Annotated in this window: 15 protein-coding genes and 1 pseudogene; 4 read left to right on the forward strand and 12 right to left on the reverse strand. The window is 67.7% G+C overall.

Annotated features, from left to right (window positions below; genetic code table 11):
- Window positions 1-282: 282 nt before the first annotated feature.
- On the forward strand, window positions 283-2,661 hold the full coding sequence (locus tag NC4_RS02100) for a DEAD/DEAH box helicase (protein ID WP_067531563.1): 2,379 nt from the start codon (window positions 283-285) through the stop codon (window positions 2,659-2,661).
- 375 nt (window positions 2,662-3,036) lie between these two features.
- Here the strand turns inward: NC4_RS02100 and NC4_RS02105 are convergent, their stop codons facing one another.
- From NC4_RS02105 to ssd, 7 genes are all read right to left on the reverse strand, one after another.
- The gene (locus NC4_RS02105; protein WP_067531720.1) at window positions 3,037-3,441 is read right to left on the reverse strand and encodes an Rv3654c family TadE-like protein; all 405 of its coding nucleotides are present in this window, start codon (window positions 3,439-3,441) and stop codon (window positions 3,037-3,039) included.
- 17 nt (window positions 3,442-3,458) lie between these two features.
- Entirely contained in the window at window positions 3,459-3,725 is a 267-nt protein-coding gene (locus tag NC4_RS02110; RefSeq protein ID WP_245721447.1) for a TadE family type IV pilus minor pilin, read from the reverse strand.
- Between the two features lie 64 nt (window positions 3,726-3,789).
- Window positions 3,790-3,960, reverse strand: a complete 171-nt coding sequence (locus NC4_RS02115) for a DUF4244 domain-containing protein (protein WP_084528365.1) — start codon at window positions 3,958-3,960, stop codon at window positions 3,790-3,792.
- A 99-nt stretch (window positions 3,961-4,059) separates the two neighbouring features.
- Complete coding sequence (locus NC4_RS02120; RefSeq protein WP_067531567.1) at window positions 4,060-4,656, reverse strand: type II secretion system F family protein; 597 nt, start codon at window positions 4,654-4,656, stop codon at window positions 4,060-4,062.
- Window positions 4,657-4,688: 32 nt separating this feature from the next.
- A complete protein-coding gene (locus tag NC4_RS02125; RefSeq protein ID WP_067531568.1) occupies window positions 4,689-5,501 on the reverse strand; it encodes a type II secretion system F family protein in 813 nt (270 codons plus the stop codon).
- Window positions 5,502-5,991: 490 nt separating this feature from the next.
- On the reverse strand, window positions 5,992-7,176 hold the full coding sequence (locus NC4_RS02130) for a TadA family conjugal transfer-associated ATPase (protein WP_067531570.1): 1,185 nt from the start codon (window positions 7,174-7,176) through the stop codon (window positions 5,992-5,994).
- Window positions 7,173-8,306: a septum site-determining protein Ssd gene (gene ssd / locus NC4_RS02135; RefSeq protein WP_067531572.1), complete on the reverse strand. Its 1,134-nt coding sequence runs from the start codon at window positions 8,304-8,306 to the stop codon at window positions 7,173-7,175. Before ssd ends, NC4_RS02130 begins: the two co-directional genes overlap by 4 nt.
- Before the next feature lie 363 nt (window positions 8,307-8,669).
- Here ssd and NC4_RS02140 point away from each other — a divergent pair, with 363 nt between their 5' ends.
- On the forward strand, window positions 8,670-9,470 hold the full coding sequence (locus NC4_RS02140) for an HAD family hydrolase (protein ID WP_067531574.1): 801 nt from the start codon (window positions 8,670-8,672) through the stop codon (window positions 9,468-9,470).
- A gap of 632 nt (window positions 9,471-10,102) precedes the next feature.
- Here NC4_RS02140 and NC4_RS02145 read toward each other — a convergent pair.
- The 5 genes and pseudogenes from NC4_RS02145 to NC4_RS02165 all read right to left on the reverse strand — a co-directional run bounded on the left by NC4_RS02145 (window position 10,103) and on the right by NC4_RS02165 (window position 16,463).
- Entirely contained in the window at window positions 10,103-10,849 is a 747-nt protein-coding gene (locus NC4_RS02145; protein WP_067531722.1) for a Fic family protein, read from the reverse strand.
- Window positions 10,850-11,192: 343 nt separating this feature from the next.
- Window positions 11,193-12,881 (reverse strand): dipeptide ABC transporter ATP-binding protein, encoded by a 1,689-nt coding sequence (locus NC4_RS02150; RefSeq protein WP_067531575.1) that lies wholly within the window; start codon window positions 12,879-12,881, stop codon window positions 11,193-11,195.
- 14 nt (window positions 12,882-12,895) lie between these two features.
- Window positions 12,896-13,870, reverse strand: coding sequence for an ABC transporter permease (locus tag NC4_RS02155; RefSeq protein WP_084528358.1), 975 nt, complete (start codon window positions 13,868-13,870; stop codon window positions 12,896-12,898).
- Window positions 13,863-14,789 (reverse strand): ABC transporter permease, encoded by a 927-nt coding sequence (locus NC4_RS02160; RefSeq protein ID WP_067531577.1) that lies wholly within the window; start codon window positions 14,787-14,789, stop codon window positions 13,863-13,865. Before NC4_RS02160 ends, NC4_RS02155 begins: the two co-directional genes overlap by 8 nt.
- 69 nt (window positions 14,790-14,858) lie before the next feature.
- Window positions 14,859-16,463 (reverse strand): annotated as a pseudogene (locus NC4_RS02165) (peptide ABC transporter substrate-binding protein).
- 372 nt (window positions 16,464-16,835) lie between these two features.
- Here NC4_RS02165 and acs point away from each other — a divergent pair.
- Both acs and nhaA read left to right on the forward strand, forming a co-directional pair.
- Window positions 16,836-18,782, forward strand: coding sequence for an acetate--CoA ligase (gene acs, locus NC4_RS02170; protein ID WP_067531579.1), 1,947 nt, complete (start codon window positions 16,836-16,838; stop codon window positions 18,780-18,782).
- Window positions 18,783-18,997: 215 nt separating this feature from the next.
- Entirely contained in the window at window positions 18,998-20,224 is a 1,227-nt protein-coding gene (gene nhaA, locus NC4_RS02175) for a Na+/H+ antiporter NhaA (RefSeq protein ID WP_067531581.1), read from the forward strand.
- Window positions 20,225-20,262 lie beyond the last annotated feature (38 nt).

A 20,262-nucleotide genomic window follows, 5' to 3' on the forward strand; every position in this document is an offset into this window, starting at 1 on the left:
TGCGACCAGGAACCAGTGAACCATGTCTTCGCGCAATTCAACAGCTGAGTTACCCACAATTTGCAAAAAAGTTGATCTTGCGAATGCGCAGGTGAGGGTCATAATGCCCAAATCCGTACTTGAAGTTGGTTTGCTTCCAGATAACAGAGCGAGCATCTGGCAAACCGGGTGTGAGCCAGGCCGCTACTCTGTAGTGAAATGGCAGGTAGAGGACCGGACATACACACGTTTCGCACCCCCGGCGCGTGTCGCGTCGCCGCACCGATGAAAGCAGCCGACTCCATGAGCCGCGCGGGCGCGGAAAGCCACCACTCCTACGGTAGATCGTTGCTGAATCGTGTCCTAACCGGGTGCGATGCCGGTGACCCCCGCCTCACCCATGTCACGGAGCTACCGTCACGTGCTGCTCAGGTCACGAAATGGCCCGAATGGATATCCCCCGAGGTGATAGCTGCGGTGCGTGCCACGGGCGTGGAGGCGCCCTGGATTCATCAGAGCCGGGCCGCCGACCTGGCCTTTTCCGGAGCGCACGTGGTGGTGTCGACCGGCACCGCCTCCGGGAAGTCGCTGGCCTATCAGCTGCCCGTACTCACTGCGCTGCAAGCGGATCCGCGCGCCACCGCGCTGTATCTGTCACCGACCAAGGCGCTCGGGGCCGATCAATTGCGCGTGGCAACCGAGCTGACCGGGGCGGATGCGCTGCGCAGCATTCATCCGGCCCCGTACGACGGGGATACGCCCGCCGAGATCCGGCAATGGGTGCGGTCGAATGCGCGCTGGGTTTTCACCAATCCGGACATGCTGCATCTGGGTATGTTGCGCGGCCACGAACGGTGGGGACGACTGCTGCGGCAATTGAAATACGTCGTGGTCGATGAATGCCATACCTACCGTGGGGTTTGCGGATCGCATGTGGCGCTGGTCCTGCGTCGGCTACGGCGAATCGCCGCGCAGTACGGGGCGGATCCGGTTTTCGTGCTGTGTTCGGCGACCACCGCGGAACCCGCTGACACCGCCGCCCGGCTCATCGGCGCGCCGTGTGCCGCGGTCACCGAGGACGGGTCGCCGCAGGGGTCGCGGACGGTGGCGCTGTGGGAGCCGCCGCTCATCGGGGCGGGCCTGACCGGGGAAAACGGTGCGCCACTGCGCCGTACGGCCGGAGCGGAGGCCGCGCAGGTCATGGCCGAACTGGTGGCGGGGGGGGCGCGCACGCTCACCTTCGTGCGCTCCCGGCGCGGTGCCGAACTCATTGCCATGGACACCCGGCGCCTGCTGGCCGATCTCGACGCGACGCTGCCCGAGCGGGTGGCGGCGTACCGGGCCGGATATCTCGCCGAGGATCGGCGGGCCCTGGAAAACGCGCTGTCGGAGGGGTCTCTGCTGGGTGCGGCCACCACCAACGCGCTCGAGCTGGGCGTGGACATCGCCGGGCTGGATGCGGTTGTGGTGGTGGGTTATCCGGGCACGGTGGCCTCGTTCTGGCAGCAGGCCGGGCGGGCCGGACGGCGCACCCAGGGGTCGCTGGTGCTGCTCATCGCCCGCGACGATCCGCTGGACACCTACCTGGTGCATCACCCGCAGGCACTGCTCGGGCGGCCGGTGGAAGCCACCATCACCGATCCGCACAATCCGTACGTGCTCGGCCCGCACCTGTTGTGCGCGGCCATGGAACAGCCGCTCACCGATGCCGAAGTGCTCGAATTCCGGGCCTGGGAACTGCTTTCCGACCTGGCCCGGCAGGGTTTGATCCGGCGGCGGGCGGGTGCGGCGCGCGATGGTTCGGCGCGCTGGTTCGTCACCGCGGACGCCCATTCGCACGATGCGGTGGACGTGCGCGGCGGTATCGGCAGCGCCATCGCGGTCGTGGATGTCGAGACCGGGCGCCTGCTGGGCACCACCGATGCCGGGCGCGCCCCGGCCACCCTGTATCCGGGCGCCGTGCACCTGCATCAGGGTGAGAGTTACGTGGTCGACGAGCTGGACCTGGACGAGGGCGTGGCGCTGGTGCACGCCGAAACCCCGGGCTGGACGACCACCGCGCGGACGCTGACCGCCATCGAGATCGAGGCGACCACGGCCGAGCGCGAACACGGCGCGGTCACAACGGCATTGGCGAATGTGCTGGTCACCCGGCAGGTGGTGGGGTATCTGCGGCGGCTGCCCAGCGGTGAGGTGCTCGATATGGTGCCCCTCGACATGCCGGAGCAGACGCTGCCGACCCGGGCCGTGCTCTACACCGTCACACCGGAGTTGTTGGCGCGCGCGGGAATCGACGCGCGGCAGGCGGCCGGGGCGCTGCATGCCGCCGAGCACGCGGCCATCGGCCTGCTGCCGCTGGTCGCGACCTGCGATCGCTGGGATATCGGCGGCGTGTCGACGGCCGAGCATCCGGATACCGGCCTACCCACCGTCTTCGTCTACGACGGGCATCCCGGCGGGGCCGGGTTCGCCGAACGCGGGTTCGCAAGGCTGCGGCACTGGCTCACGGCCACCCGCGCGGCCATCGAATCCTGTGCGTGCGCGGTCGGCTGTCCGTCCTGCGTACAGTCCCCGAAGTGCGGAAACGGCAATAATCCGCTGGACAAGGCGGGTGCGTCGCGCCTGTTGGAGGCGGTACTGGCCGAGCTCGGCAATGGTGACGGCGATCACATCGAAACGTGATCGGGCCGTCGCCGGAGTGAGGCCGGAACTCTATCCGACCGGCCGGTCCGAGTCGGGCAGCTGAACGGTATCGGGGACGGGTCCGAGAGGCCCGTCACGAGCCCCGCGGGGCGTCGCGGATAGCCGAATAAAAAGGGATGTGATCCTGTTAACTGGATGATTGCTCCGTTCGATAATGTCGATTACGCATTTACCTGCGAATTCATTCGAAAGCGACTTCCGGAACGAATTGGAAAGCGATCGGTACCCAATCCTTTCGGTCGGGACTTTCATCCAATTCAGGTATCGATCGACCGTTGATGTGGCCCGCGCCATCCAATTTCTAACCAACCGCTCGGTATGAGATAGTGGCTGTCATTGCCATTACGCCAACTTCTACTCCACATGATCGATCGGCCCGGCCCGAGCCATGGCGCGCACGACTCGAGCGCCGAGCGGACCGAGCGCCATTCGGGCCTCGACGGTAACCGTCACATCCCAGTCCTCCACCACGCATCCGGACCCTCGCATCGCCATTCGGCCCGCGATCTCCGCCGCCCGCGCGCAGCCCGCCGCGGTGCCGCGAGTCAGGTCGTGGGCCGCCGCAAGCGCCGCCAGATCGGCCGCGGATTGCGCCTGGTGACGACCCGCCACCGCCACCCCGACCTGCGCCACCAGCAGCGTGACCGCCAACATGGCCAGAACGGCCAGACATGCGGCCACCGTCACACCCCCGGCCTCGCCATTCCGATACGAATCCCGCACCCGGCGCCGATGCACCGATCCACGCCGTGCGCTCATCGATCCACGCCGGGTGGTCATGGCTCCGCCTCGGGTTCCCGGGCGGCGACCGCCTCGGCGCGCAGAGTGAGCGGCAGCAGCGGCGAGCGGGCGCTCACCACCGCCACCACCAGGTCACCGTCGGCCCGCACCGTAATTTCGGCCCGCGGCGGGGCCACCTGCCGAGCAGTCGCCACGGCTTCGGCGTCACCCCGGGCAGCCAGCCGCGCCGCCTCCCGGGCAGCGTCGACGCAACGCACCTGCGCGGCGGCCGCCAGCAGCGCACCGGCGCAGAGCACGAGCACAACGACCAAGGCGGCCAGGGCTAGGCGGCCTCGACGGTCGCCATACCGGCCTCGCCCCGGCCGCTCACCCGGCCTGGGCCTTCAGGGCCTTGTCGATGATCTTGGTCAGGGCATTCACAATGCTGTCGCCGGTGACCACCGCGTACAGCACGGCCCCGAAGGCCGCCGCGGCAATCGTCCCGATCGCGTACTCCGCCGTACTCATTCCGTCCTCGCCCACCGCCAGCGTCAGCATGCGCCGCCGCAGTCCCCAGCCGAAGTTCCGCACTGTCGATCCCACCAGACTCTCCTTCCTCGAATCCGATGCGGCGGTTCCGCACCGGCACAGTCGTATTCACATCAGTCCCCCGCCCAGTACCCGGCCCGCCAGTCCGATCACCACCGGCACGATCCCCAGGCAGACGAAGGCGGGCAGGAAACACAACCCAAGCGGTCCTCCGATCAGCACCCCCGCCCGCTCCGCCCGCGCGGCCGCCGCATCCTCGACCGCACCCCGCCGCTGCTCCGCCAATTCCGCCACCGCCCCGGCCAATCCGGCCCCCGACCGCGCCGACCGCCGCACCATCCGCACCAGGGCGCCCACCACCTCGTCCGCGCACCCGGCCCCGGCCTGCTCCCACGCCGTCACCGGATCCGCCCCCAGCGCAAGCAGATCCGCCGCTCGCCGCAATACCGTCCGCAGCGGCTCCGGAGCACCGGCCGCCACCGCTCCCGCCGCGGTCGACGCGGGCAGTCCGGCCCGCAAGCACGCCGCGAAGAGATCGAGCGTCCCCGCCGCGCCGAGCGGATCGGTGGCAATCCGTCCGGTTCGAACCCTTTGCCCGCCAGCCCGACCCGCAAGCACCCGCAACCGCCGCCGCCCTCCCACCCGTCCGGGCAGAACGAGCAGCGCCAGTGCAACCAGCGCCACGGCCCCCGAGAACCCGCCCACCGCAACCCCTTCCCAAGACCATTGATCCGCGTTCAGCGCAGGACTTTCGCCTGGATCGCATCGGTCCACAGCAAGCCCGCGCAGGCCAGGCCCGTACCGAGCGGAAGCAGCACCGCACCGGTGGGGGTGAGGAACAGGACGCGCACGGGCGCCGCGCCCATGAGTTGTCCCAGACCGATGCCGAGCACGGGGAGCATGGCCAGGACGGCGGCCGTCGCGCGGGCACCGGCCAATGCGGCGCGCGTGCGGTCGCGGAATCGCTGGCGGGCCGATAGATCGGCGCGGGCCGCCGCGAGCAGTTCGGCCAGCGCCAGGCCGTGCCGCTCCGCCACCGACCAGGCGTCGGCAATGCGCGACAATTCCTGCGCGATGGCCGTTCCCGGCCTGCGCAGTCCCTCCGCCCCGGAACCGCCGAGACGGCTGCGCGCGGCGCTCGCGGCAAAGGCGCGCGCCGCCTCACCGGACGTCTCGCGGGCGGCGGTCGCGCTCGCGGCGCTGGGATGCGCCCCGACGCGCAGTTCCCCGATGACGGCCTCCATCCCCTCCAGCAGCTGCGTGATCTCCGCGGCCCGCCGCCGCTCCCACAGCGCTCGCCGCCTACGCACCGTGAGAGTTCCTGCCAGCAGCGCCGCAGCCACCAGCGCACCGATACCCGCGACCAGTGCCACGGGAACCGATAGCCCGGCCCCCACTCGAATCATCCGGCTGACCACAGGTTTTCGTAGCCGGTCCGGCGTGCCGAACACCCGCGCCAGCCGTCGGCGCACGGCGGGCTCGGGCATTACCAGCAGCGCCGAGGCGAGACAGACCAGGACCGCCTCGGAATGCCCCGGGACCGGAATCATGGGGTGTCGTCCCGGTGTACTTCGGGCTCCACTACGGCGCAGCCAACCGGGAACTCACAGGCGCGATGCCGACCGCCAGTGAAATCGGCTGCCGGGCAACGCACCTGGCGGCCTGGCGGATCCGGCGGTCCGGGATTCCCGCAATCGGGGCAAAATTCGCGATCCTCTCCCGAGGGCGGTTGCTTGGCATCGGAAGCCTTGGCGAGTGAGACCGGGAAATTAGGGCGCGGGTCGGCACCAGGTGGATGAGATTGCAGTTGTATGAACATGGGGTGACTTACGTCACTTGACGTTTCTGGTCGACATGGTGACGGCGCGACCGATTCGGAAGCGGTATCCGCGCAGTGGTTTCGCCAACTGAGCCGAGGGGACGGTGGTTTCGAGCGGCGCCAGCCGAAGAGGGCGGTGCAGAGCTGAGCCGACGGTCGGCAGGCGGCTTCGGGCGGACAGCAGGGAGGTTGGTGCGGATCCTCCGGGCGGAGAGGGGGCTTCACTGGTTCGCCCTTTCGTCGAGGAGGGTGGCGAGGAGATCGGATGCGGGAGTCGGTCGCCTGTCAGCGGTCCAGGCGGGGACTATGCGGACTTGGTCACCGGAGCGAGTGACCATGCCGATTTCGCGAAGGCGGCGAGCGCCGCCGGGATACCGGTGGACATGCAGGACCACGTGGATCGCGGCGGCCAGCTGGCTGTGCAGGGCGGTGCGGCTCATACCGCCCAGGGCCGCAAGGGCTTCCAGGCGGGCGGGAACCTCGCGCAGGGAGTTCGCGTGCACGGTGCCCGCACCGCCGTCGTGGCCGGTATTGAGGGCCGTGAGGAGGTCGACGACTTCCGCGCTGCGAACCTCGCCCACGACAATGCGCTCGGGCCGCATGCGCAGGGCCTGGCGGACCAGGTCGCGGACGGTCACCGCGCCAGCGCCCTCGACATTCGCGGGACGCGCCACCAGGCGCACCACATGAGGGTGGGGCGGGGCCAGTTCCGCGGCATCCTCGACACAGATAATGCGTTTGGCCGCATCGACTTTGGCGAGCAGTCCGGACAAGAGGGTGGTTTTGCCCGCGCCGGTTCCGCCGACGACGAGAAAGGCCAGACGGGCGCGAATTATGCGCTCCAGCAAGACTTTCGCCTCGGCGGTGACCGCACCGGCACGCGCCAAGGCATCCAGCCCCTGGGAGGCGGGGCGCAGGACGCGCAGGGACAGGCAGGTGCCGCCGCGGGCAATGGGAGACAGTATGGCGTGCAGCCGGACGCCGAACGAATTGCCCAGGGCCGCTTCGGTTCCGGTGAGTCGACCGTCCACCCAGGGTTGCGCGTCGTCGAGTCGGCGGCCCGCCGACAGGGCCAGGCGCTGCGCCAGGCGGCGGACGGCGGCCTCGTCGGGAAAGCGCACCGAGGTGCGGCGCAGACCCCGCCCGCGATCCACCCACACCGCATCGGGCGCGGTAACCAGCACATCGGCCACCTCGGGATCGTGCAGCAGCGGCTCCAGCGCACCGGCTCCGGTCATCTCGGTTTGCAGCAGGCGCAGTGCGCGCAGCAGATCGGTATCCCCCAGCACGCCACCGGCTTCGGCGCGAATGGCGGCCGCCACCTGTGCGGGCTCCGGATCGGCGGCGCCTTCGGCCAGGCGCTCCCGCACCCGTTCCAGCAACTCCGCCGATACCAGCCCGCTCATGGCCGGGCCGCCGCACCGAGCGGCCGCTGGACCGGAGCGGATACGCGAGACCGCGGTTCGCCGACGGCATCCAGCGCGGTGAGGACGGCCTCGGCGGCGAGGCGGAGCGGGCCGCGGCGGCGGACGGTGAGGCCGGTGTATTCGAGGCGCTCGGTCAAGCGGGGCTGCGGCGGGACCGAGGCGAGCAGGGGCAGGTGCAGCACTTCGGCCACCTCCTCTCCGCGCAAACCGACGGGAGCCGGGCCGCGAACGACCAAGTGCACATTGGGATTTCGGACGACCACGTGGGCGGCCACGGATTCCGCGGCGGCCACCGCGCGAAAACGCGCGGGCACGACCAGGATTACGGCATCCGCCGCGTCCAGGATCTGAGCGGCATGCGGGCCGCGTTCGCTGGAGAGATCGCAGACCACGAGATCGCCCGCGGAGCGACCGGCCTCCACGACGGACCGGACGGCCGTGGGTGCGAGTTCCGTTGCGCCCGCGCCTCTTCCGCAGGACAGCAGGGATACCCCAGCGGTTGCGGGCAGGGCGTCGTGCAGGGCGGCCGCGGCCACCCGGCCGTCCTCGATCACGAGATCGGGCCAGCGCAGGCCGGGCGTGTTCTCGAGGCCCAGCAGCAGATCCAGCCCGCCGCCGAACGGGGCCGCATCCACCAGCAGCGTGCGCTCGCGGAAATGCCCGGCGGCCGTGAGGGGTACGGCGGCGGCCAGGGTGGACGCCCCCGAGCGACCGCAGGCGCCAGCCACCGCGACCACCGCGCCGTCACCACGACCACGCTGGTCGCACGCGGCGAACGCGGCGATCAGGGCGTCGGCCGCGGCGGGCAGGGCGAGGACCTGCTCGGCGCCGACCGCGGTGGCCGCCTGCCAGTCGAGCAAACCCGGCTCACCAGCGGTTACCAGGAGAATTCCGGCACGGCGCGGATGGTCGGCACTCGCACAGCGCAGGGCGGCGGCGGTGTCCACAATGACCACTCCGGCGGTGGTCCAGGCGTGCCGGGCAGGGGGTAGGACGGGTTCGTCGAGGGGTCGGTCGGCCGCTGCGGCGATGCGGCGCACCTCATCGCGCAACCAGAGGTCGGAGAGCAGGGCGAGGGCCCGGGCGGGAGCGACGGCATCGGAGTTCATGCAGGTCAGCGTCGCTCGCCGCGCAGCCGGGAAAAAGAGCCCCAACGGCGAGTGTGGATAACACGCGACCTGTGGATAAAAAACGCGGAATGGGGAGTGCCGGAACTGTCCGGAAATAGAGGACGGCCCCAGCCGGGGGGGGGGGGGAGGAGGCTGGGGCCGTCGGGTTCAGCCCCGGGGGGTCGGGCTGAACGCGCCTGGACCATGTCCAGGTATCTGCGATACTACACCCAAGCCCTGGCACGTTTGCAAGTCCGCCGGGCGAGTCTTTTTCTCGCCAACCGGGCCCGGTTTCCAGCTGGCTAACTCGGGCAATTGCCCCATGACGCACCTCGATGCCCGGCGAAACATATTCTGGACCCCATGACGGCCGAAAGCGGACGAGTCGCCGCCTTCTTCGATCTCGACAAGACGGTGATCGCGAGGTCCAGCGCCTTCGTGTTCAGCAAGCCGCTGATGGACCAGGGCCTGCTCAGCAGGCGCGCGGTACTCGAAAGCAGTTACGCGCACTTCCTGTTCCTGCTCTCCGGTGCCGACCACGACCAGATGGATCGCATGCGCGAACATCTCACCAAGATGTGCGCGGGCTGGGATGTGGACCAGGTGCGCTCGGTGGTGAACGAGACGCTGCACGACATCGTGGATCCGCTCATCTATGCCGAGGCCGCGGATCTCATTGCAGACCACCGGATTCGGGGTCACGACGTGGTCATCGTCTCGGCCTCCGGCGAGGAGGTGGTGGCGCCGATCGCGGCCGCGCTGGGCGCCGATCACTTCGCCGCCACCCGCATGGTCATCGAAAACAACAAGTACGCAGGCGAAGTCGAGTTCTACTGCTACGGCGAGGGCAAGGTCGAGGCGATCAAGCGGCTCGCGGCGCGCGAGGGCTACGAGCTGGAGCGCTGCTACGCGTACTCCGACTCCGTCACCGATCTGCCCATGCTGAGCGCGGTCGGGCATCCCACCGCGGTCAACCCGGACCGGGCGCTGCGCCGGGAGGCCACCGCGCGCGGGTGGCCGGTGCTCACCTTCTCCAATCCGGTGTCGCTGTGGGCGCGGTTGCTACAGCCCTCGACCACCACGGTGGCGGCGAGCGTCGCGGTGGGACTGGGCGCGGTGGCGGCGGGGGCGCTGAGTTACCGCCTGCTGCGTCGGCGGCGGTAATGCGCGGTGGCTCTCGGCCGTGAAACACGCGGAGGCAAAATCATGCGGACACGCCGGATATTTGAAAGTTTCCCCAGCTCTTGATGTGGGGGGCATCACAGAGTAACAATGGACTCACGGAAGGACGGAAGGCCAAGATCGGATCGGAAGAGAAGATCCCCTCTCCCAACCCACCCTTCCCAGCACGGACACCAGGCACCCACGCGGAGCACGCCGCGACAAGGGCATGAGTGTTGTGGGCCTGCGTTATCCGCGGATTCGACGGCAAGGGCCTCGCGTAGATCGCGGGGATGAACCGCCGGAGCGTGGAGAGCTCGCCGAGGCCGAAGACACAACCCGAAAAGCACGCTTGGTAACCGGGTAGTCCGTGCTAGCGGGCGGTGAGGTCGCATATGCGGCAACGCCGCCCGCTTTGATGTGCACAACTCTCGTAGCTCTCAGGGGCTTCGCCCCCGAACCCCCAGGGGCTGTCTTGGGGGCTCCGCCCCCAAACCCCCGACGACCCTCGTAGGCTGCGCCCCCACCCCGACGACTCTCGTAGGCCCCACCCCGACGACTCCCCTGGGCTCCGCTCGACACGCTCACGGCCCCAGTGAGCTCTGTTCTCCAACCCGGTAGACCGCCAGGGGTCTTTACCCGGCTGCGGCGTCTGCGATCGATTTCGCTTCGCGGGCACCGTCTTCCAGTGCGCCGCAGGTGAAGATCACCCAGCCGCCCACGCCGTCGGGGGTGCCCATGCCGAAGGCTGCGGCGGCGTCGAGGTAGGGCTGGCGGCGGCGAAGCCAGAAGACTTCGGGGACGCCGAGGCTGTGGGGGTCCAGGCCACTGGACACGGCCACCAGGCGGGAGGCGGCGCGGGCGACTATGCCGTCGGCAGTGCCGAAGGGGCGCAGGGCCAGGAGTTCGCCGTGGACGATGGCGGCGATGACGGGAGCGGGGGCTTTGGTGGTCACCACGGTTTGAGCAAGCAGATCCAGACGTTCGGCTACGCCGGGGACATTGCGGGGGCGGCCCAGTTGCTGGTCGTCATCGACCAGATCGGCGGCCGCGAGGAGGTGCAGGCGGGCCAGGGCTAGGAGGGGCGCACGCTGCCAGATGGCCACGAGATTGGTGAGGGCCTCACCGTCCAGGGCTTGGCCGACGCGCAGGGCGCCCGCCAGGATGGGGTCTTCGACCACGCCGTCGGCGGGGATGTCGATGGTGCCGCCTTCGATGGCGGCGGAGGAGCGGGCCGCGCGGACGGCGGCTTCGGCGGCGGTGGTCGGCCAGCCGCGACGGTTCGTCTTGTGCCGATGTACTTCGGCGAGGGCGTCGCGAGCCTTGTCGGCGGCGTCGCGGACGCCGGGCAGGTCGACGAGGGGCTGTAGCGGGTCGGTCACGAAATAGGAGGCTACCGAGGGTGAGGCGGCGTCCGGCCGCCGACCGCCGGACACGGCGCGCAGGCGCCCGCGCATGCCGCGGTCGGACCGCCAGCGCTACACGCCGCGAATACGACCGCAGACGACACATGCGTCGAAGAGGCCGTGCACACGGCATCCGACCCGCCTACCTCCGAACACGTCGAAGCGGCCGCACACGGCGATCTGACGCCTACCGCCACGCACGTCGAAGACACCTCGCACGCTTCGGTTCGACTGCCGACCGGCGTACACAGGTGTGCGGACACTCGTGTACGCCGGGCCCGCCGCGCGGTGTGAGAGATCCGCGCGGCGGGGGCCGGAGCTAGCAGGCGAGCAGGTCTCGGCCGGGGATGGCGTCGAGGAGTTTTCGGGTGTAGTCCTGCTGGGGGTTGTCGAAGACCTCCGTGGTGGTGGCGGCTTCGACGACCTTGCCCTGTTGCATGACCACGACGTTGTCGGCGATCTGGCGGACCACGGCCAGGTCGTGGGTGATGAACAGGTAGGACAGGCCCAGTTCGGTTTGGAGCTCGTTGAGGAGGGTGAGGATCTGGGCCTGGACGAGGACGTCGAGAGCGGAGACCGCCTCGTCGCACACCACTACTTCGGGCTGTAGGGCCAGGGCTCGCGCGATGGCTACGCGCTGGCGCTGGCCGCCGGACAGCTCCTTGGGGTAGCGGCGCATGATCGAGGCGGGCAGGGACACCTTGTCCAGGAGATCGCGGACGGTGGCCTCCCGTTCCTTGGTGGTGCCGATGCCGTGGGTGCGCAGTGGCTCCTCGATGGTGCGGTAGATCGAGTACATGGGATCCAGTGATCCGTAGGGGTCCTGGAACACCGGTTGCACTCGCCGCCGGAAAGCCAATGCGGCCTTGACTTTCAGGGACGCCACCTCTTGGCCGTCGAAGCTCACCCGGCCGGAGGTCGGCGCGAGCAACCCCAGGACCATTTGCGCCACAGTCGATTTGCCGGAACCGGATTCGCCGACAATGGCGGTGGTGGTGCCGCGCCGCAGCCGGAAGGACACCTCGTCGACGGCCTTCAGCGGCGTGGACTTCCACGGTGTGCTGCCGCGCACCTGGAACACCCGGGTGAGCCGGTCGGCGATCACCACATCGTCCGGGCTGTCGGCGAATCCGGTATCGGTCTCGACGAGTTGCCCGGCCATGCGCTCGGCCTGCTCGCGCACCTCGGCGCGCTTGCGCACCGAGGAGAGCCGCTGCGAGGCCAGCGAGGGCGCGGAGTTCACCAGCTTCTTGGTGTACAGATGCTGTGGATCGCGCAGAATCCCCAGTGCCGGACCGGATTCCACCACCTTGCCGCGGTACATCACCACCAGGTGCTCGGCGCGTTCGGCCGCCAGGCCCAGATCGTGGGTGATGAGCAGGACGGCGGTGCCGAGTTCGCGGGTGAGCCCTTGCAGATGGTCGAGAATCTGCCGCTGCACGGTGACGTCGAGCGCCGAGGTGGGCTCGTCGGCAATGAGCAGTTTGGGCCTGCAGGACAGGCCCATGGCAATGAGCGCGCGCTGACGCATACCGCCGGAGAACTCGTGCGGATACTGATTGACCCGCCGCGCCGCATCGGACATGCCCGCCTCGTCGAGCAGTTCGATGGTGCGCCGCTTGGCGGCGAAGCCCTTGGCGATCCCGTTGGCCTCCAACGTTTCCCGAATCTGGAACCCGACCTTCCACACCGGGTTCATATTCGACATCGGGTCCTGCGGCACGAAGCCGATGCCGCGGCCACGCACCGCGACGATCTCGTGCGGAGACGCCTTCGCCAGATCCTTGCCGTCGAAACGGATGGAGCCGGAGGTGATCTTCCCGGTGCCGGGCAGCAGGTTGATGACCGCGTGCGCGGTGGTCGACTTCCCGGAGCCGGATTCGCCGACGATAGCGACGGTCTGGCCCGGATACACCGTCAGATCCACCCCGCGCACCGCCGAGGTCTGCTTGCCCTCGGAAGTGAAACACACGTTCAGATCACGTACTTCGAGTAGTGGCTTGTCCATGGCCGTCACCTCTTTCAAGCCTTGGGATCCAGCGCGTCACGCAGTGCATCGCCCAGCATGATGAAGCTGAGCACGGTGAGCGCCAACGCTGTTGCGGGATAGAACAGGATTGCCGAGGTGCGGATCTCCTTCTGGTTGGTGGCGATATCCGAGCCCCAAGACACGACCTCGCGAGTCAGACCCACCCCGAGGTAGGACAGGGTCGCCTCGGTCACGATGAAAACACCGAGCGAAATAGTGCTGACAACGATCAGCGGCCCGGTCGCGTTGGGAAGTACATGACGAACCAGGGTCCGGGCTCGTGAGACTCCCAAGGCCTTTGCCGCCGTGACATATTCACTGTTCTTGGCCTGGATTACCGAACCGCGCGCGATGCGCTGAGCCTGCGGCCAGCTGAACGAGGCCAAAATGACCATGACCGTCCACACGGTGCGCGTTTGGATCATCGTCATGAGCACGATCGCGACGAGCATCAGCGGCAGCGCGTAGAAGATCTCTGCGATCCTGGACATGATGGAGTCCAGTAGACCGCCGAAGTAGCCGGAGATGGCTCCCAGAGTGCCGCCGATCAGCACGAACAGCACGGTCGCGCCGACACCGGTGATCACCGATGCGCGGGCGCCGTAGATGGTTCGTGCGTAGACGTCACAGCCCTGTCTGTCGTAGCCGAACGGGTGCCCGCCGGTGGGTGGGTCCATGCTGAAATCGCCGCTGCAGAAGCGCGGATCCTGGCTGGTGAACAGTCCCGGCCAAGCGACGACCAGCAGCACCAGCGCGATCAGCACCGCGGCGGCTATGAAGATCGGGTTGCGTCGCAACTGCTTCCAGGCTTCACGCCACACACTGGTGGGTGGGGCGGTCTCGTCCAATCGGTCGGTGGCCACAACCTCCACCTCGTCCGGTGGAGCGACGAAATGCGCCTGTCCCGGCCGATGCTCTTGTTCCTCTGTCGGATTCTTACGAGTCGAAATCGCCGCTGGTTCAGGCATAGCGGATCCTCGGGTCGAGTGCGGCGTACAGCAGGTCGACGATGACGTTGGAGATCAGCAGGATCACGATGATCACCGTCACGAAGGCGACCCCCGTGGGCGGTTCGCCGCGAATGATTCCCTGGTACAGCTTCCAGCCGACGCCGGGGACGTTGAAGATCCCTTCGGTGACAACCGCGCCGCCCATGAGGAATCCGAGGTCGGCACCCACGAAGGTGACCACCGGAATCATGGAGTTGCGCAGGATATGCACGACGATGACCCGTCGCCGGCTCAGCCCCTTCGCGGTGGCGGTGCGGACGTAATCAGCACTCATGTTCTCCGCCACCGAGTTTCGGGTCAGTCGCAGTACGTACGCGAACGACAACGAACCGAGCACGAATGCCGGAACCAGCAGGTCGGTGAAGGATGCCTTGCCACTGACGGTTACCGGGGCGATCCCCCATTTGACGCCCAGCAGGAACTGGGCAAGGAAGCCGATCACGAAGATGGGGACCGCGATGATGACCAGGCTGACCACCAGCATGGTCGAGTCGAACCACTTGCCTTTGCGAAGACCGGCGATCAGGCCGAAGCCGACGCCGAACACAGCCTCGATGGCGACCGCCATGACGGCCAGCCTGAAGGTGATCGCGAAGCCGTCTATCAACTCCTCTCGCACCGTGCGGCCGGAGAACGAGACCCCGAAATCGAGGGTGACGATGCCCTTCAGATACTCCCAATACTGAATGAAGAAGGGCTGATCCAGATGATACCGAGCCCGCAGAGCGGCCTCGACCGCCGGGGTCAGCTGCCGTTCACCGGCCAGCGCTCGGATGGAATCGCCGGGTAGGTAGAACACCAGCGTGTAGAGCAGCAGCGTAGCTCCGAGAAATACCGGAATCATCTGGAGCAGCCGCCGAATGACGTACCAAACCATATTTCACTCCGATGCCAGGCGGGGGCCGTGCCGCACACCATTGTGTGTGGGCACGACCCCCGCTAACAGCTACTTCTCGATGTTCTCGAAATCGAACAGGCCGGACCAGGTGACCTCGGCCTTCTGCACCTTGTCCGAGCGCCCGGCCGCGACGTTGTAGTCGAAGATCGGGATGTCGGCCATGTCGCGGAAGAGCACCTGCTGGGCCTTGGCGACCAGGTCGTAGGCGGCGTCGGTGGTCGGCGCGGCCTGCGCGTCGGCGAGCAGCTTGTCGAACTCCGGGCTGGAGTAGTGGGCGTTGTTGGTTCCGGATCCGGTCAGGTACAACGCGGTCAGGAATTCGAACATGGACGGGTAGTCACCCTGCCAGCCGTAGCGGAACGCCTTGCCGATGGTGTTGTTGCTGATCTCGTCGCGAATGTTCTTGAAGGTCGGGTACGGCACGCCGACCGCCTCGATGCCGAGCACGTTCTTCGCGCTGTTGGCGACCGCCTCGATCCAGCTCTGATGGCCGCCGTCGGAGTTGTAGGCGATCTCGTACTTGCCCAACCACGGCGAGATGGCATTGGCCTGCGCCCACAGCTTCTTCGCCTCGTCCGGGTTGAACTTCAGCACCTCGGAACCGGGCAGGTTCTCCCGGAAGCCGTCGAGGGTGAAGGCGGTGAAGTCCTGGGCGGGCACGCGGGTGCCCTGGAAGATGTTCTGCGCGATCTGTTCCCGGTTGATGGCCATGGAGATGGCCTTGCCGCGCAGCACGCCTTCCTCACCGGCGAAATGCGCGGTGGTCGGCTGGACGCCGATGTGCTGGCTGTAGGCGATCGGCTTGGTGATGGCGCGGTCGCCGAGATCCTACTTGAAGGAGGTCAGCGCGGTTTCGGGGATGACGTCGAGCGCATCGAGGTTGCCTGCCAGCAGATCGGCGTAGGCGGTGTCGTAGGACTGGTACATCACGAACCGCAGGCCCTTGTTCTTGGCCGGGCGGCCACCCGGGTAGTCCGGGTTCGGCACCAGATCGATCTGCACATTGTGCTGCCAGGCATCGGGTCCGGCAAACTTGTAGGGACCGTTGCCGATCGGGTTGTTGCCGTAGGCGTCCATGTCCTTGTAGGCCGACTCGGGCAGCGGGTAGAACGGCGCGAAGCCCAGCTGCAGCTCGAAGTCGATGGAGGGCGACTTCAGGTCGACGGTGAAGGTCTTGTCGTCGACCACCTTCAGACCCGACATGGTCTTGGCGGTCGGCGGATCCGCCGAGACCTCGTCATATCCGGCGATGGAGGCGAAGGCCCAGTTCTGCTTCTGGCCATTGGTGCCGAGCGAACCGTAGTTCCAGGCGTCGACGAAGGACTTCGCGGTGACCGCGGTGCCGTCGGTGAACTTCCAGTCCGGCTTGAGGGTGATCTTGTAATGCTGCCGGTCGGTGGACTCGATGGATTGTGCGACCTCGTTGTACGCCTTGCCGTTTGCGTCGTAGTACTTCAGACCCGCCCACAACCGGTCGACCACGCGGCCGCCCATATTCTCGTTCACATTGGTCGGCACCAGCGGATTCTGCGGCTCGCCACCGTTCACGGTGACAATGTCGGAACTGCCGCCGCTGTCCGAGGAGCAGGCCGTCAATGTGAGGCTCGTGGCCAGGGCTGCCGCGGCCAAGGCGGCAATCATCTTTGCTCTCAACGCATTCTCCCGATTTCAGGAAGGCGGACCCGTCAGCGCGCACGGGGATCCGCCAGTCCGCACCGAAAGGTCGTCTTAGGTGAAACGGACAGTAGCCATCCGGCCGGAGATTCGCAGCGGATCGCGTCGGGTTTGTTCAGCTTGTTAGCAAGACAGCAACACGCACGACCCAAAACAGGGCGCTTGGGTGACACTCTGCACACTTCGCGCAACGTTCACGGTTCGATCATGAACGGCCGGGCAGGCTCGGTGGCCAAACCCCCCGACCCCACCTGCCGGGACCCGGCCGCGGCACAGGTCACAGTCCGTTAGGGTCGGAACGTGGCCGCGGTCACCACCCGGCCGAAGCGCATGCGAAAGAAGAGACGAGAGATGACCGAAACCGCCGATCACCTGGATGCCTATCCACCGAGCGCTGAGTTCGCCGCCTCCGCCAACGCCGATGCGTCTCTCTACGATCGGGCCGCCGCGGATCGGGACGCGTTCTGGGCCGAACAGGCCCGGCGACTGCACTGGCATCAGCCCTTCACCCAGGTGCTGGACTGGTCGGACGCCCCCGTCGCCCGCTGGTTCGCCGACGGCAAGCTGAACGTCGCCTACAACTGCGTCGACCGCCACGTCCTCGACGGGCACGGCGAGCAGGTCGGCATCCGCTGGGAGGGCGAACCCGGCGACTCCCGCGCCATCACCTACAACGAGCTGCTGGCCGAGGTCTCGCGGGCCGCGAACTACCTGACCGAACTGGGCCTGCACGCCGGTGACCGCGTCGCCATCTACATGCCCATGGTTCCCGAGGCCATCGTGTCCATGCTCGCCTGCGCGCGGCTGGGCCTGACCCACTCCGTGGTCTTCGCCGGGTTCTCCCCCAGCGCGCTGCGGCAGCGGGTGGACGATGCCGAGGCGCGGCTGGTCATCACCACCGACGGCCAGTGGCGGCGCGGCAAGCCCGCCCCGCTCAAGGCCGCGGTCGACGAAGCCCTTGCCGCCGACGGTGATTCGACCGTCGAGCACGTGCTGGTGGTGCGCCGCACCGATATCGACACCCCGATGACCGAGGGGCGCGATCTGTGGTGGCACGAGACCGTCGCCCAGGCCTCCGATGAGCACGAGGCCCAGGCCTTCGACGCCGAGCACCCGCTGTTCATCCTCTACACCTCGGGCACCACCGGTAAGCCGAAGGGCATCCTGCACACCACCGGCGGCTACCTGACCCAGGCCGCCTACACCCATCACAACGTCTTCGACCACAAGCCGGGCGCCGACGTGTACTGGTGCACCGCCGATATCGGCTGGGTGACCGGGCATTCGTACATCGTGTACGGCCCGCTGGCCAACCGCGCCACCGAAGTGGTCTACGAGGGCACCCCGAACTTCCCCGACGAGCACCGGCACTGGCAGATCGTCGAAAAGTACGGCGTCAGCATCTATTACACCGCTCCGACGCTGGTGCGCACGTTCATGAAGTGGGGCCGCGAGATTCCCGACGCCCACGATCTGTCCTCGCTGCGGCTGCTGGGTTCGGTCGGCGAGCCGATCAATCCGGAGGCGTGGCGCTGGTACCGGGATGTGGTGGGCGGCAACAAGACCCCCATCGTGGACACCTGGTGGCAGACCGAGACCGGCGCGATCATGATCTCCCCGCTGCCCGGCGTCACCGCCGCCAAGCCCGGCGCGGCCATGACTCCGCTGCCCGGTATCTCGGCCAAGGTCGTCGACGAGGAGGGCAAGCCCGTCATGCTCGGCGAGACCGAGGCCAATGGTTATCTGGTCCTGGATCAGCCGTGGCCGTCCGTGCTGCGCGGCATCTGGGGCGATATGGAGCGCTACAAGTCCACCTACTACGAGCGCTACGCCGCGCAGGGCTGGTACTTCGCCGGTGACGGCGCCAAGCTCGACACCGACGGGGATCTGTGGGTGCTGGGCCGGGTGGACGATGTCATGAACGTGTCGGGCCACCGCATCTCCACCGCCGAGGTCGAGTCGGCCCTGGTCGGCCACTCCGGCGTGGCCGAGGCCGCCGTCGTCGGCGCCTCCGACGAGACCACCGGCCAGGGCATCGTCGCCTTCGTGATCCTGACCGCCGAGGCCAAGGACACCGGCGAGGAACTGATCAACGAGCTCAAGGCCGAGGTCTCCCGCGAGATCAGCCCCATCGCCCGCCCCCGCGAGATCCACGTCGTGCCCGAGCTGCCCAAGACCCGCTCCGGCAAGATCATGCGCCGCCTGCTGCGCGATGTGGCCGAGGGCCGCGAGCTCGGCGACACCTCGACCCTGGTCGACCCGAACGTCTTCGAGGCCATCCGGGCCGGTAAGGCGTAACCCGGCACAGCCGTACCGAAAACCCCCTCGCGACCGGGTCGCGAGGGGGTTTCGCATGTCGGCGGTCAGGACGAATCAGGCAGACCGTTAGGATTACGTAGAAATACAAAAGGTGTGCCGGGAAGTCTGGTCGGCATGCGGTAGTGCATTCGGCCGGAAACTTGGTGGTTCGCACGCCGCTGGTCTTGTCGAACGTCCGGCTGAAAGGTGCACCAGTGTTCTCCCACGTTCGCTCCGAGCTCACTCGTTATCTGCGAACCGAAACCGTCGGTGGTGCACTGCTTCTCATTGCGGCCGCGCTGGCCGTGTTGTGGGTGAACTCGCCCTGGGAGGCGAGCTACACCACCATGATCGACACCAAGCTGGCCATTCCGGCGCTGCATCTGGACCTCACCCTGGCGCAGTGGACCAAGGACGGTCTGCTCGCCATCTTCTTCTTCGTCGCGGGCCTCGAGCTCAAACGCGAGCTGGTGGTGGGCGAGCTCGCCGATCGCAAACGCGCCACGCTCCCCATTATCGCAGCCGTCGGCGGCGTGGCGCTGCCCGCGGTGATCGCGATGGCGGTCGGCTGGGGTGTGGAGGGCATGGATCGGGGCTGGGCCATTCCGGTCGCCACCGATATCGCCTTCGCACTGGCGGTGCTGGCCCTCACCGGCTCGCGAATTCCGGCCAGCGCCCGCATCTTCCTGCTCAGTCTGGCGGTGGTCGACGATCTGATGGCCATCATCCTGATCGCGGTGCTGTTCACCACCACCGTGGCCTTCCTCTGGCTGCTGGTGGCGGCGCTGAGCTTCGCGGCCTGGTCCTTCGCGCAGTACAAGCGGTGGAGCAGCCCGATCACCTATGTCCCGCTGGCGCTGGTGGCCTGGTATGCCCTGCACGAGGCCGGAATTCACCCGACGCTGGCGGGCGTCATCCTCGGCTTGCTCACCCGGGTCCGGCCCGATCCCGACGAGGACGAGTACTGCGTGCCCGCCGCCAATCTGGAGCACTTCTTCCAGCCCATCTCCGCGGCCATCTGCGTTCCGCTGTTCGCGCTGTTCGCCTCCGGCGTGCCGCTGGATTCGGAGGTGTTCTCGCAGCTGTTCACCAACCGCCTGTCGCTGGCCATCATTGTGGGCCTGCTGGTCGGAAAGACCGTCGGCATCTTCGGATTCGGTTGGATGGCGGTGCGTCTGGGTATTGCCGAGAAGCCCGGCGATCTCGGTTACCGAGACATGTTCGCCCTGTCGGTACTCGGGGCGATCGGCTTCACCGTTAGCCTCTTGGTGGCAGAACTCGCACTGGAGGACGTCGGCGACGGCTCCGCGGCGGAACTCGCAAAAGCGGCAGTGTTGCTGACGTCATTGGCGGCTTCCCTGGCGGGTTCGGCGCTATTGTTGCGTCGGGGACGTGCCCATCAGGCACTACGTGACGAGCGGGCGCTGCTAGGACAAGAGTGAGTTCACGGGCAGTACCGGGACATGGAGAAGGGTCGAGC

It is taken from the genome of Nocardia crassostreae, assembly GCF_001613405.1.
Classification (GTDB): Bacteria; Actinomycetota; Actinomycetes; order Mycobacteriales; family Mycobacteriaceae; genus Nocardia; species Nocardia crassostreae.

Bases quoted from the DNA above. Each gene is read 5' to 3' on its own strand.
- NC4_RS02100 (WP_067531563.1), top strand. From the start codon at position 283: ATGAGCCGCGCGGGCGCGGAAAGCCACCACTCCTACGGTAGATCGTTG.
- NC4_RS02105 (WP_067531720.1), bottom strand. From the start codon at position 3,441: ATGAGCGCACGGCGTGGATCGGTGCATCGGCGCCGGGTGCGGGATTCG.
- NC4_RS02115 (WP_084528365.1), bottom strand. From the start codon at position 3,960: ATGCTGACGCTGGCGGTGGGCGAGGACGGAATGAGTACGGCGGAGTAC.
- NC4_RS02125 (WP_067531568.1), bottom strand. From the start codon at position 5,501: ATGATTCCGGTCCCGGGGCATTCCGAGGCGGTCCTGGTCTGTCTCGCC.
- NC4_RS02130 (WP_067531570.1), bottom strand. From the start codon at position 7,176: ATGAGCGGGCTGGTATCGGCGGAGTTGCTGGAACGGGTGCGGGAGCGC.
- ssd (WP_067531572.1), bottom strand. From the start codon at position 8,306: ATGAACTCCGATGCCGTCGCTCCCGCCCGGGCCCTCGCCCTGCTCTCC.
- NC4_RS02140 (WP_067531574.1), top strand. From the start codon at position 8,670: ATGACGGCCGAAAGCGGACGAGTCGCCGCCTTCTTCGATCTCGACAAG.
- NC4_RS02150 (WP_067531575.1), bottom strand. From the start codon at position 12,881: ATGGACAAGCCACTACTCGAAGTACGTGATCTGAACGTGTGTTTCACT.
- NC4_RS02155 (WP_084528358.1), bottom strand. From the start codon at position 13,870: ATGCCTGAACCAGCGGCGATTTCGACTCGTAAGAATCCGACAGAGGAA.
- NC4_RS02160 (WP_067531577.1), bottom strand. From the start codon at position 14,789: ATGGTTTGGTACGTCATTCGGCGGCTGCTCCAGATGATTCCGGTATTT.
- acs (WP_067531579.1), top strand. From the start codon at position 16,836: ATGACCGAAACCGCCGATCACCTGGATGCCTATCCACCGAGCGCTGAG.